The sequence below is a fragment of the Sphingomonas lycopersici genome, assembly GCF_026130605.1.
Taxonomy (GTDB): Bacteria; Pseudomonadota; Alphaproteobacteria; order Sphingomonadales; family Sphingomonadaceae; genus Sphingomonas; species Sphingomonas lycopersici.
The window spans coordinates 356,744-372,016 of record NZ_JANFAU010000002.1; the positions used below are offsets into that span (position 1 = coordinate 356,744).

Here is a 15,273-nt window from a genome sequence, read left to right on the forward strand (position 1 = left end):
CTGTCCCAAAAGGCGATCAACACTTTGATTGCGAAATGGTTGATTTTCTATTAAGAATATCCCGCAACCGTTCGCGGTTGCCGATAAGGGAGAAAACCATGCTCGCGTTCATTCTGTCGCTGATCTACTCCACGGACCTCCGTCCCTGGTAACCAGCGGGCTTCGGCTCGATATCATTGATTTCATTGCCGTTTTTACGGAAATGGGAGATGTCGGGCCGAAGCTGTTTACCGCGCTGGAGCGTCCGGCGCGTACTTCCCCGATCCGTTGATGCGGCAATCGAATCGTTAACGATTGCGGCCCGAGCGCGAGTCGCGCTTCACCCTTTCAGCTCTCAGACGGGCACCGAAGAGCGGGCGTTTTGCGTCTGGCTGGTGTTCAATCCGCCGGGCGTACGATCGTCGCCCGGAGCATTGGGCATTAAAATAGCGATCGCCTGAAGCCCACCCGGCGAAGGCCGGGGACCGGTTACGACCGGTCCGACGCCCGACCCCGGCCTTCGCCGGGGTGGATCACCTCTGAGCCCGCTCAGGCGGCGCGCGCGGCGCGCGACGGGGCCGGGTTCGAGAATTCCATGCTGTCGTCGACCGAGCCGAACCGCAGCATCATCACATCCAGCGCATAATTCTGGTGGAGCTTCCACGGCGTGCGGCTGCCCTGCTTGGGCAGCTTGTCGAGCGCGCGCTGGACATAGCCGGAGGTGAACGACAGGAACGGCTCGGGCGTGATCGCCTCGTCGCCGACCCGCGGCGTGCACTGCCGCAGCCCGCGCCGGCGCATCGTATTGAGCAAGCGGCAGACATAGGCCGAGGTCAGGTCGGCCTTCAGCGTCCAGGAAGCGTTGGTGTAGCCGAAGCAGGATGCCAGATTGGGGACGTCCGAATACATCATCCCCTTGTAGTTGAAGCTCTGCGCGAGATCCTTCGCCACCCCGTCGACGGTGAAGCGCACATCGCTGAGCAACTGCATCTCGAGCCCTGTCGCGGTGACGATGATATCCGCGGCGATCGATGTGCCGTCGGTAAGGTTAATCCCGGTTTCGGTGAAGGTCTCGATCGTCCCGGTTTCCACCGAAGCCGCGCCGGTGCGGATCGTATCGAACAGATCGGCATCGGGGACGAGGCACAACCGCTGGTCCCACGGATTGTAGCGCGGCGTGAAATGCGTATCGACGTCATAGCCCGGCCCGAGCTGCTCGCGGACCATCTCGATCAGCCGCTCCTTGGTCTTTTCCGGGTTTTTGCGCGCGAGACGATAGAAGAACATCTGGAACAGCACGTTCTTCCACCGCGTGATGCCGTAGGCGATGCTCGCCGGCAGCGCACGGCGGAGGAAATTCGCCATCCGGTCCTTCGCCGGGCGCGACACCACATAAGTGGGCGAGCGCTGCAGCATCGTCACATGCGCCGCGGTCTTGGCCATTTCGGGCACCAGCGTGACCGCGGTCGCGCCGCTGCCGATCACCACCACCTTCTTGCCGGCGTAATCGAGATCCTCGGGCCAGAATTGCGGATGGACGATCCGCCCGGCGAAGCGATCCGCGCCAGGGAAATCCGGGGCGTGCCCCTTGGCGTAATTATAATAGCCCGAGCACATATAGAGGAAATTGCAGGTCAGCGTGCCGGTCGTGCCGTCCGCCAGTCGCGTCTCGACCGTCCAGCGCGCCTCGTCGCTCGACCAGTCCGCGCTGACGACGTGATGCCCGAACCGGATATGCCGGTCGATGCCATAGGTCCGCGCGGTATCCCGGACATACTCGCGAATCGAAGGACCGTCGGCGATCGACTTTTCGTGGGTCCAGGGCCGGAAGTTGTAGCCTAAGGTATGCATATCCGAATCGGAGCGGATGCCCGGATAGCGGAACAGATCCCAGGTTCCCCCGATCGCCTCCCGCCCCTCCAGAATCGCATAGCTACGATCCGGGCAGCGCGCCTGCAGATGATAGCCCGCGCCGATCCCCGACAATCCGGCACCGACGATGATGACATCGAAATGTTCGGCCATGCGATATCCTCTCTCCCCATACCCGATATTCGATTTCGGCGGCGGAGGGAAGATGTATCTACATAGCTGTCAATAATCCTTCGAGTAGCGCACCGAGGCGTTCGAACCGCCGAACGAGCCGACCTGCGTCAGCACGCTGAGCGATTTGGTGATCGCGACGGTCAGCTGCGTCGCGGTGAAGCCGCGCGCATCGGTGACGATCTCGATATAGATGTTGCGCGTGAGGTATTTGCCGGCGGCGAGCGCGGTGCCGCGCCCGGTCGCCTGATCGGCACCGAGCACGCGCAGGCGATCGAAGCCGGTCGCCGAGCGCAATTTGCCGAGCGGGTTGATCCCCCCGCCCGATCCGCGCAGCGAATTGAGCGCGGCGGCGAGCTGGACCGCCTCGATCGCCGACAGGTTCTCCGGGTTGGTGCCGAACAGCAGCCGGCTCAGCACCTCGTCCTGCGGCAGCGTCGGGGTGGAGGAGAAATTGATCTGCGGCTTCTGCCCCGTCCCCGCGATATCGATGTTGAACGTGGTGCTGTTCTTGGTCGTCGTCGCCTGGATATCGATATCGGGATCGAGCAGCGCCCCGCCCTGGAAGCGAATCCGTCCGCGCGTCACGTCGAAGCGCGTCCCCGCGAAGGAGTAAGTGCCGCGGACCAGATCGAGCCCGCCGGTTACGATCGGCGCCGCGGTGGTGCCGGTGACGCGCATGTCCATCTGCCACTCGCTCTCCAGCCCCATCCCCGACAGGTAGAGCTGGTTGTCGGCGCGCAGGCGCATATCGAGCTTGAACAGCCCGATCGGCGTCTCGACCGGGCGATCGGTCGGCCGCGCGACGCGAATGTCGCCCTTGCGGCGCACCCCGGTGAGTTCGGGCACCTCCGCCGCGCCCTGCCGCACGATCTGATAGCGCGCGTTGGGCACGACGATATCGGCCTTGATCAGCCCGCCGCCCGGCCCATTGGTGATGTTGAGCGTGCCGCTCGCGGTCGCGCCGAGCGCGTCGGACTTGGCGAGGTTCGCGCGATCGAGCGTCACGGTGACGTTCATCGGATAATGTTGCTCGGCGGACAGGCTGGCGAAGCCCCTGGCCTGCACCGTCCCCTCGCCCGCGCGCGCCTGGAGCGAATCGAGCTGGAAGCGATCGGCGGTGAAGCGCCCGCGGAGCTGGATCTGTGTCAGCCGCGTGCCATAGGTCTCATTGTCATAGGTGAGATTGTCGGCGCGGACGAGCCCGTTGAGCTGCGGCGCGGCAAGCCGCCCGCCGAAATCGGCCGCCACCGCGATCGCGCCGGACAATTGCTGGTTGGCGAGCCCACCGAAGCTGAACAGCACCCCCGCCGGCCCGTTGTAGCGGATGCCGCCGCCGAGCGGCGCCTGCATCAGCCGCTCCATCCACGTCCCCTCGCCCGCCGGCAGCGGGCGGAGGGTCGCGACCATCCGCCCGACCGTCGTCGGCCCGCGCTTGACGAGCGCGCGCGCCTCGCCGCCGGCGCCGGAGAGGTGGCCGATCAGTTCGACGTCGACCGGCTCGGACACCGTGACGAGGCTCGACCGGGTGAAGCCCGCGATCTTGAGCCGCGCATCGACATCGGGCACCGCGCCCGAACCGGCCTGGCTGATCTCGACGGTGCCGGTCGCCTGCCCGCCGATGCCGATATCGGGAACGAAGGCGTCGGCGATCGACAGATCGAGCGCGTCGAGCTGCATGCGCGCGACGAGCTTGTCACCATAGCTGCCGCTGATCCGCGCGCGGCCCTTGTCGAAGGTGATCAAGGTCGGCGCCAGATCGTAGCGGCCGTGCGCCGAGGTGATATGCGCCGGGCTGCCGGTCTTGAAGCCGACGCCATTGGCATTGCCGCTCAGCGCGACGAGCCAGTCGCCGGGGGCAAGCCGTGCATTGGCGGCGACGCGGAACGGCACCCCGTTCGACCCGGTGAGCAGCGCCTGCGCGGTGCCGCGGCCGCCGGTATAATTGATCTTGGCGCGCGCGCTTTCGATCACCGTCGGGCCGTAGCGCATGTCGCCGATCTGTACGTCGGCAAGCACCTTGGGCTGATCGTAGAGCACGATGCTGGCGGTCGCGATTGCGCGGCCGATCGTGAAATCGACCGATCCCGGGATCTTCGCGGCATGCGCGCGCGCGTCGATATCGGCGCGCTGATATTTGCCCTCGGCGGCGAGCCTGGCATTGCCCGACAGCCCCGAGCCGGCGAACTGGAGCTGCCCCGCGAACGGCCCGGCGGCGGTCTGCACCAGCCGTCCCGTGATATCGACCCCGGCGAACACGACCTTGCGCACGTCGACCGCGAGCTGTCGCCCGGTGCGGACCAATACGTCGGCGGTGAATGGGCCATAAGTGGTGCCGCCCTTGGCGGTGACCGCATAAGCATCGCCGCGGCCGACGATCCGCGCGTCGAGATCGGCAAGCCCGACCCCGACCCCGGGGCGCGGCGCGTGGATCAGGATCACGGGATCGGCCGCCGTCCCGCTCATCCGCGCGGTGATCGGACCATATTGGCGCGACGAGGCGTCGGCGGTGAGCGCCAGCTTGCCGTTGGCCGGGTCATATCGGCCGCCCCCTCGTGTCACGCGGAATTGCGGCGCGTTGACGCGCAGATTGGCGAAGGTGACGATGCCCTCGGGCGAATAGCCGACATCGGCGCGCATCACCGCATTGCCGCCGAGGAAGCTTTCGACCCCCGAATTGAAGATCCGGCTGGTCCGCGCGACGACCTTGCCCGCAATGCCGAACCCGCCGCGCGTCGCGGGCACCAGATGCGCATCGGTGGTGAGGTTGATGATGCCGATGCTCTCGACGCGGTAATTGTTGACCCGCCCGTTGAACGCGCCGGTGTAGCGCCCCGTCTTGATATTGGCGGCGAACAAGGCGGTCGCGTCGACGTTGTCGGAGCGGATGCGCATATTGTCCGACATCACCGACGGCCAGGTGATCGCGATATCGCCGTCGATCCGGGCATTGTTGGCAAGCCCGCCGACCGCCGGGTTGAGCCCACTCACGCGCCGCGCGCGGGCATGGACCGGAATCAGGATGCGGTTGGCATCGACCCGCGCCTGCCCCTCGGCATAAACATTCTCGACCGTCGTGCCGGCGAAGCCGAGCGTCGTCGCGCGCAACTTGTAATCGACCGTCGGCCGGGCGAACGGCCCGTTGAGCACCAGCCGCGCGAGCACGTCGTGCCCGCGCATGTTGGGGGCGATCGCGCCGGGGGTGAGCAATTTCGCATCGACCGCGAAATTGCCGAAGCTGTTGTTCGCCAGATCGACGATCCCGCCGGAATCGATCGCCAGCGCGTCCGAGGTGAGCTTGATCCGCGTATCCGCCTTGCGCTGCGCCAGCGTCGTATCGATCGCGACGTCGAGCTTCGGCGCGGTGAGCCGCTCGACCGGCCCGGCGAGGTACAGGCCGGGTTTGGTATAGCCGCGCACCTCGATATGCCCGTCGCGCGCGGTGACGCCGAGATCGGCGAGCTGCCCGCCGCCGAGCGTCGCCAGCGCCTTGCCAGTCCAGGATTTCCAGCTTCCCTTGCCGCCGACGGTCGCGACGAGCGGTTCCTTCGTCCCGATCAGCCCGGCAACGACCCCGCCCGCCGGCGCGCGGAGCTTGAGATCGATCGCGAGGCGATTGTCGTCGGGCACCGCGTCGAGATGCAGCTTGAGCGCATCGCCTCCCGACACCCCCGGCGCGCGCAACGCGACTGCATCGACGTCGATCTGCGCGCGCCGGTCCGCGATATGCGCCGAGCCGACGATCCGCCCGACATGCCGCACACCGGCGACCGGCGGCTCAGTGACGAAACGCTCGACCCGCAGCTTGCCGATATCGATGTCGATATCGGGCAGATAGGGCGCGTTGGGCTCGGCCGGCTGGGGGGTGAATTGCGGGTTGCGGCGCATCGTGACGAGCCCGCTCTCCAGGCTGCGCACGTCGATATGATTGCGGATGAAGGCGAACGGCCGCCAGTCGACGTCGATCCGCGGCGAGGTGAGAAACACGCCCTTGGGATCGCTGACCCTGACGTCGGACAGCACCATCTTGTCGTAGATCGACCCGTCGATCCGCCCGACCGTGATGTTGAGCCCGGCGGCGGTGCGGTAATTGCCGATCTGATCGGCGACGAAGCGCCGCCCCGGATCGGTGTCGATCCCGAACAGCACCGCGAGCACCAGCACCGCAAGGCCGGCCAGCGCGACGGCCAGCCCGCGCAGCAGGCGGACCCACAGCGGGCGGGCGACGACGGTCTTTGCCTCGTCCGCCATCAGAAAGCCTGCCCGATCGAGATATAGAGCGCGACGCGGCTATCGCCCTTGCGCGGGTTGAGCGGGGTGGCGATGTCGAGCCGCATCGGGCCGAAATTGGTGTAGAAACGCCCGCCGATGCCCGCGCCGTAGCGCAGGTCCCCGCCCTTGGGCAGCACGCTCTCATAGGCGTTGCCGGCATCGATGAACGGCACGATCCCGAAATTGCCGAAGCGATAGCGCGCCTCGAGCGAGAATTCGTTGAGGCTGCGCCCGCCGACCGGATTGCCTTGCGGATCGAGCGGGCCGAGCCGCTGATAGCCGAACCCGCGCACCGACCCGCCCCCGCCGCCGTAATAGCGCCGCGACGGCGCGAGATCGTCGCGCGAGATGCCGGCGATCGACCCGGCCCGCGCGCGACCCGCGATCACCAGGCTCGACGAGACCGGATAATAGAAGGTCCCCTCCAGCATCGCGCGGACATAAGGCGCGACTGCGCCCTGCACCGAGGTTTCCGGGCTGAGGTTGAGCTTCAGACGGTAGCCGCGCGTCGGATTGAGCAGATCGTCCGAGGTGTCGAACATGATCTGCGTCGGCAGCGCGGCGATGCCATAGGTGCGCCGCACCCGCTCGCCGCGCGCGAAATCATAGACGCTCTCGTTGGTGCCAGTGAGCTCCGCGCCGTAGAAATAGGTGATCTTCTTCTGCCACAAGGGCGTCGAATCATAGCTCCAGCGTACCGCGAGCGATCCGGTGATCGCGTTGAACGCGTCATAGGTCTGGTGGTTGGCGCTGGCGATGATCGAGAAAGTGCGGTCGCGCTGGCCGGCATTGGCGCGGCGGAAGGTGGCCGAGGCGCCCTGCTGCTGCGTGCCCGCGATCGCGCCGAGGATTAGCGCGCCCTCCGGCGGGAACATGTTGCGGCTCGTCCACGTCCCCTCGACCTTGAACCCCTCGCCCGTGCCATAGCCCGCCGTCCCCGCCAGGCTGCGCGACGGCCCCTTGCGCTGGCGGACGAGCAGATCGACTAGTTCGGTGCCGTCCGGGCCGGGCTGGCCGGTCGCCACCGGCTCGACCGAGATCGAATTGAACAAGGCGGTCGCGGCGAGCGCCTTGCGCAGATCGTCGGTCATCCGCACGTCATAGAGGTCGCCGGGCTTGAAACGCCGGAAGACGTTGAGGTGCTTGATCGAGAAGACCTTGTCGCCGGTGGTGCGCAGCGCACCGAACGACCCGCGCGCGCCCGGTTCGACCGGGAGGGTATAATCGCCGGTCAGCGTCGTCTCGTCGAGCAGGATGTCGCGCTGCCCGACCTTGGCGAAGGGATAGCCGTGCTGCGGCAGGACGAGGCTGACATTGGCCTCCGCGCCCTCGATCCGCGCCGCATCGATCGCATCGCCGGTCTTGAGCGGCAATTGCGCGCGGATCAGCCCCGGGGGCACCGTCGGCGGCGCGACGACGTTGATCGCGCCGAGATGATAGAGCTTGCCCGGGGTCGCGCTGACCGTCGCGCGGAGCATCCCGGGCTGGTTCGGCACCTGTTCGATCACCGAAACGGCGGTGCCGTCATAATAGCCGAGCGACTTCATCAGCCGCACTGCCAGCGCCTCGTCCTCGCGCGCCCGCGCCCGGATCTGGCTCGCATTGGCCGCCTTGCCGCCGCCGCTGCGCAGCGACGAGAGCGATTTGAACTGCCCCGCCAGCCCGATCTCCTCCAGCCCGCGCGTCGCCGTTTCGTAGCGGATTTCGGGGGCGGCCTTGTCCTTCACGTCCGCCGTGGTTTCGAGCGGGGTGCTCTCGAAGGTGGTGATCGGCGCGAGCGGCTGGTCGAGCGCGGGATCGAGCGGGGCGGATTGCGGGGGCGGCGCGGCCGGGATCGGCTCGAGCGGGGCGTTGATGTCGTTCGACAGCGGCGGCAGCGCCTTGTCGAACTCGGCATCGGGGACGATCGGCTTATTATCCTGCGGATCGGGCGCCGCCTGCGCATGCGCCGAGACCGGGGCGAGGACCAGCAGTGCGGTTGTCACCGGATATAAACGACCCACCGCAAACGCCACACGCGACCCCTTTCTCGCCCGGGGTCCAGGATAGGATTCTTAGTTTCCCCCGAGCAAGGGGAACGCCTCATTTTTGCAACGGTTGCATCGGCGACGCGGTGCCGCGCCGCGACGGGGGGTTGCCACTGCGGGGCAAAGGAGGCGATGGAGCGTCTCCCACACCGAGCGGACGGATCGCATGACGCAGCATATCGAAGTCTCCATCGCCCATCATGTCGCGACGGTGGTGATCGATCGGCCGCCGCACAACCACGTCAACGCCGCGCTGATCGGCGCGCTCGCCGATACGCTTGAGGCGCTCGACCGCGACGACGCGTGCCGCGCGATCGTGCTCGCGACCAATGGGCGGGTGTTCTGCGGTGGCGCCGACCTGTCGGGCGACAAGGTGCTGGTGACCGACAGCGGCGAGGCCGAAACCCCGATCCTCTATCGCAACGCGGTGCGGCTGTTCGCCGCGCGCAAGCCGACCGTCGCCGCGATCCAGGGCTCGGCGGTCGGCGCCGGGCTGGGGCTCGCCCTGGTTGCCGATTTCCGCGTCGCATCGCCCGAAGCGCGCTTCTCGGCCAATTTCGTCAGCCTCGGCTTCCACGCCGGCTTCGGCATCTCGCACACGCTACCGCGCGTCATCGGGCAACAGAAGGCCGCGCTGATGCTGCTCACCGGGCGGCGCGTGAAGGCGGCGGATGCGCTGGCCTGGGGGCTGATCGACGAACTCGTCCCCGCCGACGAGTTGCGCGCCGCGGCGACCGCGCTCGCCGCCGAGATCGCCGCCGCCGCGCCTTTGGGGGTCGAGGCGACCCGCGCCACCCTGCGCGGCGAGCTCGCCGAAGCGGTGCGCCGCCAGACCGAGCACGAACGCGCGGAGCAGGACCGGCTGATGGCCACCGCCGATTTCCGCGAGGGAATTCGCGCGGTTGCCGAACGTCGCCCAGGCAATTTCATTCGCGCATAATTTTCAAGGCTATAAGTCTGCGAACGATCCGGCTATCGAGCGGGATCGAGAGGCGATCGGGCTGCCGCCCGGTCGGATAAATTTCCACCTTCGGCGGGATCACGGTTTTGCGCACGAGAACGATCGGCGGAGCGATGAGCGTTACGATCGCCGCCCTGCTACTCGCGGGGTGCGGCAACGATGCGCAGAGCGATAAGGGCAAGGGCCAACACGGGCCGGTGGAAGTCGGCTATGTCGTCGCGCAGCGCGGCAATGTCCCGGTGCCGGCCGAGCTCGCCGGACGCACCGTTGCCTTCCAGAGCTCCGAGGTCCGCCCGCAGGTCAGCGGGGTGATCCAGAAGCGCTTCTTCGCCGAGGGCTCGATCGTCAAACAGGGCCAGCCGCTCTACCAGATCGACCCCAGCCTCTATCGCGCCGCGACCAATCAGGCCTCGGCCAATCTCGCCAGCGCCGAGGCGACCGCCGCCGCCGCCAGGACCAAGGCCGAACGCTATCGCCCGCTCGCCGAGATCGAGGCGGTGAGCAAACAGGATTATACCGACGCGCGCGCGGCCCAGCGGCAGGCCGAAGCCGCGATCCTGCAGAACAAGGCGCAGCTCGATACCGCGCGGATCAACCTGCGCTTCACCACCGTCCCTGCGCCGATCACCGGGCGGATCGGGCGATCGCTGTTCACCGTCGGCGCGCTCGTCACGACGAGCCAGGCCGATCCGCTGGCGACGATCCAGCAGCTCGATCCGATCTATGTCGATATCCAGCAATCGGCCGCCTCGATCATCGCGCTGCGCCGCAGCCTAGCGAGCGGCGGCGCGGTGTCGACCCAGGCCGCGGTGCGGCTCAAGCTGGAGGACGGCAGCGACTATGGCCGCACCGGCAGCGTCGAATTCAGCGAGGTGGTGGTCGATCCGTCGACCGGCACCGTGACGCTGCGCGCGCGCTTCCCCAACCCCGACGGGCTGCTGCTGCCGGGCATGTTCGTCCGCGCCGTGTTCGATCAGGCGATCGACCGGAATGCGATCCTCGTGCCGCAGGCCGCGGTGACGCGCGATCCGAAGGGCAATGCGACGGTGTGGGTCGTCGGTCCGGGCAACAAGGCGGTCCAGAAGACGGTCACCGCCGATCGCACGCAGGGCGCCTTCTGGGTGGTGACCCAGGGGCTCGCGCCCGGCGACCGGGTCATCACACAGGGCACTGGCAATCTTCGCGCGAACATGGACGTCAAACCGGTGCGCGCCGATACCCCGCAACGCATCGCGCCGCCCGACGCCGGGTCCGATCAGGGCAAGAAGGCCGGCTGAGCCATGTCGCGCGTCTTCATCGACCGGCCGATCTTTGCCTGGGTGCTCGCGATCATCGTGATGATGGCGGGCGTCGGCGCGATCATGAAGCTGCCGATCGCGCAATATCCCGATGTCGCGCCGCCGCAGGTTTCGGTGCGCGCCAATTATCCCGGCGCCAACGCGCTGACGATCCAGAATTCGGTGACCCAGGTGATCGAGCAGCAGCTCACCGGGATCGACGGGCTGCTCTATTTCACCTCTTCCTCCTCGTCGCGCGGATCGGTGGGGATCACCGCCACCTTCGCCAAGGGCACCAACCCCGATATCGCGCAGGTGCAGGTGCAGAATCAGGTGCAGCAGGCGATCAGCCGGCTGCCGACGCAGGTCCAGCAGCAGGGCATTACGGTGCGCAAGTCCAATCCGGACTTCCTGCTGATCGCCGGCGTTTACGACATCACCGACAAGCTGACCAACCAGGACGTGTCGGACTATCTCGTCTCCAATCTGCAGGAGCCGCTCGGGCGGTTGCAGGGTGTGGGCGACACCAATGTGTTCGGCTCGCAATATGCGATGCGCATCTGGCTCGATCCGGCGAAGCTCGCAAGCTTCGCGCTGATCCCGGGCGATGTGATCACCGCGATCCAGAACCAGAACACCGAGGTCGCGGCGGGCGAGATCGGCGGCCAGCCGATGCCGCAGACGCAGATGCTCAACGCCACCGTCACCGCGCAATCGCGGCTGCAGACCCCGGCGCAGTTCCGCGAGATCATCCTCAAGGTGCTTCCCTCGGGCGCGACGGTGAAGCTGTCGGACGTGGCGCGGATCGAGCTGGGCGCGGAGAATTACACCGCGACCTCCCGCGTCAACCGTCACCCCGGCGCGGGCATCGCGGTGCTGCTCGCGCCAGGCGCCGACGCGCTCAAGACCGCCGAGCTGGTGAAGGCGGAGATCGCGCGCATCAGCAAATCCTTCCCGCCCAATCTGCGCGTCGATTACGCCAACGACACGACCGACTTCATCAAGCTTTCGATCGAGGAAGTGGTGAAGACGCTGATCGAGGCGATCATCCTCGTCGTCATCGTGATGTTCGTGTTCCTGCAAAGCTGGCGCGCGACGCTGGTGCCGACGATCGCGGTGCCGGTGGTGCTGCTCGGCACCTTCGCGATCTTCTATATCGTCGGCTTCACGATCAACACGCTGACGTTGTTCGGATTGGTGCTGGCGATCGGGCTGCTCGTCGACGACGCGATCGTCGTGGTCGAGAATGTCGAGCGGCTGATGGAGGAGAATCCCGGGATGACGCCCCGGGAAGCGACAATCGAATCGATGAACGAGATCACCGTCGCGCTGGTCGCGATCGCGCTGGTGCTCTCCGCGGTGTTCCTGCCGATGGCGTTCTTCGGCGGATCGACCGGGGTGATCTATCGCCAATTCTCGCTCACGATCATCTCCGCAATGGGGCTGTCGGTGCTGGTGGCGCTCATCCTGTCGCCCGCGATCACCTCCAATCTGCTCAAGCAGAAGAGCGAGGAAGGCGATTTGCGCGGTGGCTGGCTCGATCGGCACGCCCCGTGGCTCGCGACCGGCGCGATGCGCGCGCGCGACTGGTTCAACCGCACCTTCGAGGCCGGCGTGACGCGCTATACCGGCACGGTCCGCACGGTGGTCGAGCGCAAATGGCTGTTCCTCGTCATCTATGTCGCCACCGTGGCGTTGCTGGCGGTGCTGTTCCTGCGGTTGCCGACAGGCTTCCTGCCGACCGAGGATCAGGGCGGCGCGCAGGTGCAGTTCCGCCTGCCCGCCGGCGCGACGCTGGGCCGCACCACCGAGGTGCAGCGCGCGGTCGAAAATTATTTCGCCGAGCATGAATCGAGCAACCTCAAGACGATCTTCACCGTCGCGGGCGGCGGCGGTGGCGGCGTCAGCGGGCAGAATACCGGGCAGGGCTTCCTCAACTTCACCGACTGGAAGGACCGGCCGGGCAAGGAAAATACCGCCGACGCGATCGTCGGGCGCGCTTCGGCCGCGTTCAAGAACTTCCGCGACGCGCAGGTCTTCGCGCTGATCCCGCCGGCGATCCGCGGGCTCGGCCAGTCCGAAGGCTTCACGATGGAGCTGCAGAACACCAGCGGGATGAACCAGCAGGATTTCGAGGCGGCGCGCGACCGGCTCTATGCGATGGCCAACGCCGATCCGAAGCTCACCGGCGTGCGGCTCACCGAATTGCCCGATATCGGCACGCTGCAGGTCAATACCGACGCGCAGAAGCTCGCCTCGCTCGGGCTGACCCAGGCCGACGTCAACACCACGCTGTCGACCGCCTGGGGCGGCCGCTACGTCAACGATTTTGTCGATCGCGGCCGCGTCAAGCGCGTCTATGTCCAGGGCGACGCGCAATTCCGCGCCAAGCCCGACGATCTCGATCAATGGTATGTGCGCGGGTCGAACGGGCAGATGGCGCCCTTCTCCTCCTTCGCCACCACCGGCTGGTCGCAGGCGCCGACCACCCTTTCGCGCTTCAACGGCATCCAGAGCTTCGAATTCCAGGGCCAGGGCGCGCGCGGGGTGAGCTCGGGCGATGCGATGAACCGTATCGCCGAACTCGCCGCGCAAATCCCGGGCACCAGCATCGCCTGGGCCGGGGTGTCCTATCAGGAGCGGCTCTCATCGGGGCAGGCGCCGCTGCTCTACGGGCTGTCGCTGGTCGTCGTCTTCCTGTGCCTCGCGGCGCTGTACGAAAGCTGGTCGATCCCGCTCGCGGTGCTGCTGGTGATCCCCCTGGGGCTGGTCGGCGCGATCCTGTTCGTCACATTGCGCGGGCTGACCAACGACGTCTATCTCCAGATCGGGCTGCTGACGACGATGGGGCTCGCGGCGAAGAATGCGATCCTGATGATCGAATTCGCCGAGCAGGAGGAAAAGAAGGGCAAGCGCGTGATCGAGGCGGCGCTGACCGCCGCGCGAATCCGTCTGCGCCCGATCCTGATGACCAGCTTCGCCTTCATCTTCGGGGTGCTGCCGCTGGCGATCTCGACCGGTGCCGGCGCCAACAGCCGCATCGCGATCGGCACCGCAGTGATCGGCGGGATGCTGACCGCGACGATCCTCGCGATCTTCTATATCCCGATGTTCTTCGTGCTGGTGCGGCGCGGTTTCCGCGACGCGATGGCGCGGATCCACGGCGAGGAGCCCGGCTTCCACCGCGATCCGCATCTCAACGAGCCGCCCCAGGGCACGCCGCATCTGGAGGGCAAGTGATGCGCCGCGCGACCCTGCTCGCTCTCGGCAGCGCGCTGTCGGCATGCAGCATGGCGCCGAAATATGTCCGGCCCGAGGCGCCGATCCCGCCGTCCTGGCCGACCGGCGACGCCTATCTGCGCCAGAGCGAAGCGGCGCTGCCGAGCGTTTCCTATCGCGATATCTTCCGCGACGCGCGGCTGCAGCGGGTGATCGATCAGGCGCTGATCAACAACCGCGATCTGCGCATCGCGCTCGCCAATATCGCCGCGGCGCGCGCGCAATATCGCATCCAGCGCGGCGAATTGTTCCCCGCGATCGGCGCGAGCGGATCGTATAATTACAGCCACAGCAATACCCCGACCGCGAGTTCGCCGAGCGGCACCAGCACGTCGTTCAGCGCCGGGATCGGAGTCACCGGGTTCGAGGTCGACCTGTTCGGGCGCATCCGATCGCTGACCGATGCCGCGCAGAACCGCTATTTCGCGCAGGAAGCGACCGCGCGTGCCACCCGCCTCACCCTGGTCGGCGATATTGCCGGCGCGTGGCTGAGCTACGCCGCCGACCGCAGCCTGCTGACGATCGCCGAGCAGACCGTCGCCAATGCGCAACGCAGCGTGTCGCTCACCGCTGCGCGGCTGAAGGGCGGGATCGCGCCGCGCACCGATCTGCGCCAGGCCGAACAGATACTCGCCGGCGCAGAAGCCGATGTCGCCGCGCAGAAGACCGCGCTGGCGCAGGATATCAACGCGTTGCAATTGCTGGTCGGCGCGCCGATCGACCCGGTGCTGCTGCCCGGCTCGATCGAGGAAGCCGCCGCGACGATCGGCGATCTCCCCGCCGGGCTCGATTCGCGCATCCTGCTGCGGCGCCCCGATGTGGTGAGCGCGGAATATACGCTCCGCGCCGCCAATGCGCAGATCGGCGCGGCGCGCGCGCAATTGTTCCCCACATTGTCGCTCACCGGGTTCGCGGGCTTTGCGAGCAATGCGCTGCACAATCTGTTCACCAGCAATGCGTTCAATTATTCGGCCTCGCCCAGCGTGCGCTATTCGATCTTCAACGCCGGCGCGGCGCAGGCGGGGGTCGCGCAATCCGAGGCGCAGCGCGATGCGGCGCTCGCCGGCTATGAGAAAGCGATCCAGACCGCGTTCCGCGAAGTCGCCGATGCACTCGCCCGGCGCGGGACGATCGGCGACCAGCTTGCCGCCGATCAACGCAACAGCGATGCCGCGCTCGACAATTACCGGCTGAGCGACGCGCGTTATCGTGGCGGGATCGATACCTTCCTCGCCAGCCTCGTCGCGCAGCGCTCGCTCTATACCGCGCAGCGCACGTTGGTGCAGACCCGGCTGACCCGCGCGACCAACCTCGTCACGCTCTACCGCACCCTCGGCGGGGATTCGCTGATCGAGGCTAATGCGGCGGGCCCGGTGCCTGCTGCGCAACAAACCCCGCAGCAATGACCCTTGACCGGTGCGGCGCGCCGTGAAAG

At 67.1% G+C, this 15,273-nt stretch carries 7 protein-coding genes; 4 read left to right on the forward strand and 3 right to left on the reverse strand.

Annotation, left to right across the window (positions count from 1 at the left end; translation table 11 throughout):
• Positions 1-528 precede the first annotated feature (528 nt).
• From NED98_RS04955 to NED98_RS04965, 3 genes are all read right to left on the reverse strand, one after another.
• Positions 529-2,004: a flavin-containing monooxygenase gene (locus NED98_RS04955; RefSeq protein ID WP_265312119.1), complete on the reverse strand. Its 1,476-nt coding sequence runs from the start codon at positions 2,002-2,004 to the stop codon at positions 529-531.
• Between the two features lie 69 nt (positions 2,005-2,073).
• Positions 2,074-6,273, reverse strand: coding sequence for a translocation/assembly module TamB domain-containing protein (locus NED98_RS04960; RefSeq protein ID WP_265312120.1), 4,200 nt, complete (start codon positions 6,271-6,273; stop codon positions 2,074-2,076).
• Positions 6,273-8,297: an autotransporter assembly complex protein TamA gene (locus NED98_RS04965; protein ID WP_432423292.1), complete on the reverse strand. Its 2,025-nt coding sequence runs from the start codon at positions 8,295-8,297 to the stop codon at positions 6,273-6,275. The genes NED98_RS04960 and NED98_RS04965 overlap by 1 nt, the downstream gene beginning before the upstream one ends.
• Positions 8,298-8,487: 190 nt before the next feature.
• On the opposite strand from NED98_RS04965, the gene NED98_RS04970 reads away from it, so the two are divergent.
• The 4 genes from NED98_RS04970 to NED98_RS04985 all read left to right on the forward strand — a co-directional run bounded on the left by NED98_RS04970 (position 8,488) and on the right by NED98_RS04985 (position 15,244).
• On the forward strand, positions 8,488-9,261 hold the full coding sequence (locus tag NED98_RS04970; protein WP_265312121.1) for an enoyl-CoA hydratase/isomerase family protein: 774 nt from the start codon (positions 8,488-8,490) through the stop codon (positions 9,259-9,261).
• A 134-nt stretch (positions 9,262-9,395) separates the two neighbouring features.
• On the forward strand, positions 9,396-10,559 hold the full coding sequence (locus NED98_RS04975) for an efflux RND transporter periplasmic adaptor subunit (RefSeq protein WP_265312122.1): 1,164 nt from the start codon (positions 9,396-9,398) through the stop codon (positions 10,557-10,559).
• A gap of 3 nt (positions 10,560-10,562) precedes the next feature.
• Positions 10,563-13,799: an efflux RND transporter permease subunit gene (locus tag NED98_RS04980; RefSeq protein ID WP_265268375.1), complete on the forward strand. Its 3,237-nt coding sequence runs from the start codon at positions 10,563-10,565 to the stop codon at positions 13,797-13,799.
• On the forward strand, positions 13,799-15,244 hold the full coding sequence (locus tag NED98_RS04985; RefSeq protein ID WP_265312123.1) for an efflux transporter outer membrane subunit: 1,446 nt from the start codon (positions 13,799-13,801) through the stop codon (positions 15,242-15,244). The genes NED98_RS04980 and NED98_RS04985 overlap by 1 nt, the downstream gene beginning before the upstream one ends.
• Positions 15,245-15,273 lie beyond the last annotated feature (29 nt).

Coding starts and splice junctions, on each gene's coding strand:
- NED98_RS04955 (WP_265312119.1), bottom strand. CDS start 2,004: ATGGCCGAACATTTCGATGTCATCATCGTCGGTGCCGGATTGTCGGGG.
- NED98_RS04960 (WP_265312120.1), bottom strand. CDS start 6,273: ATGGCGGACGAGGCAAAGACCGTCGTCGCCCGCCCGCTGTGGGTCCGC.
- NED98_RS04970 (WP_265312121.1), top strand. CDS start 8,488: ATGACGCAGCATATCGAAGTCTCCATCGCCCATCATGTCGCGACGGTG.
- NED98_RS04975 (WP_265312122.1), top strand. CDS start 9,396: ATGAGCGTTACGATCGCCGCCCTGCTACTCGCGGGGTGCGGCAACGAT.
- NED98_RS04980 (WP_265268375.1), top strand. CDS start 10,563: ATGTCGCGCGTCTTCATCGACCGGCCGATCTTTGCCTGGGTGCTCGCG.
- NED98_RS04985 (WP_265312123.1), top strand. CDS start 13,799: ATGCGCCGCGCGACCCTGCTCGCTCTCGGCAGCGCGCTGTCGGCATGC.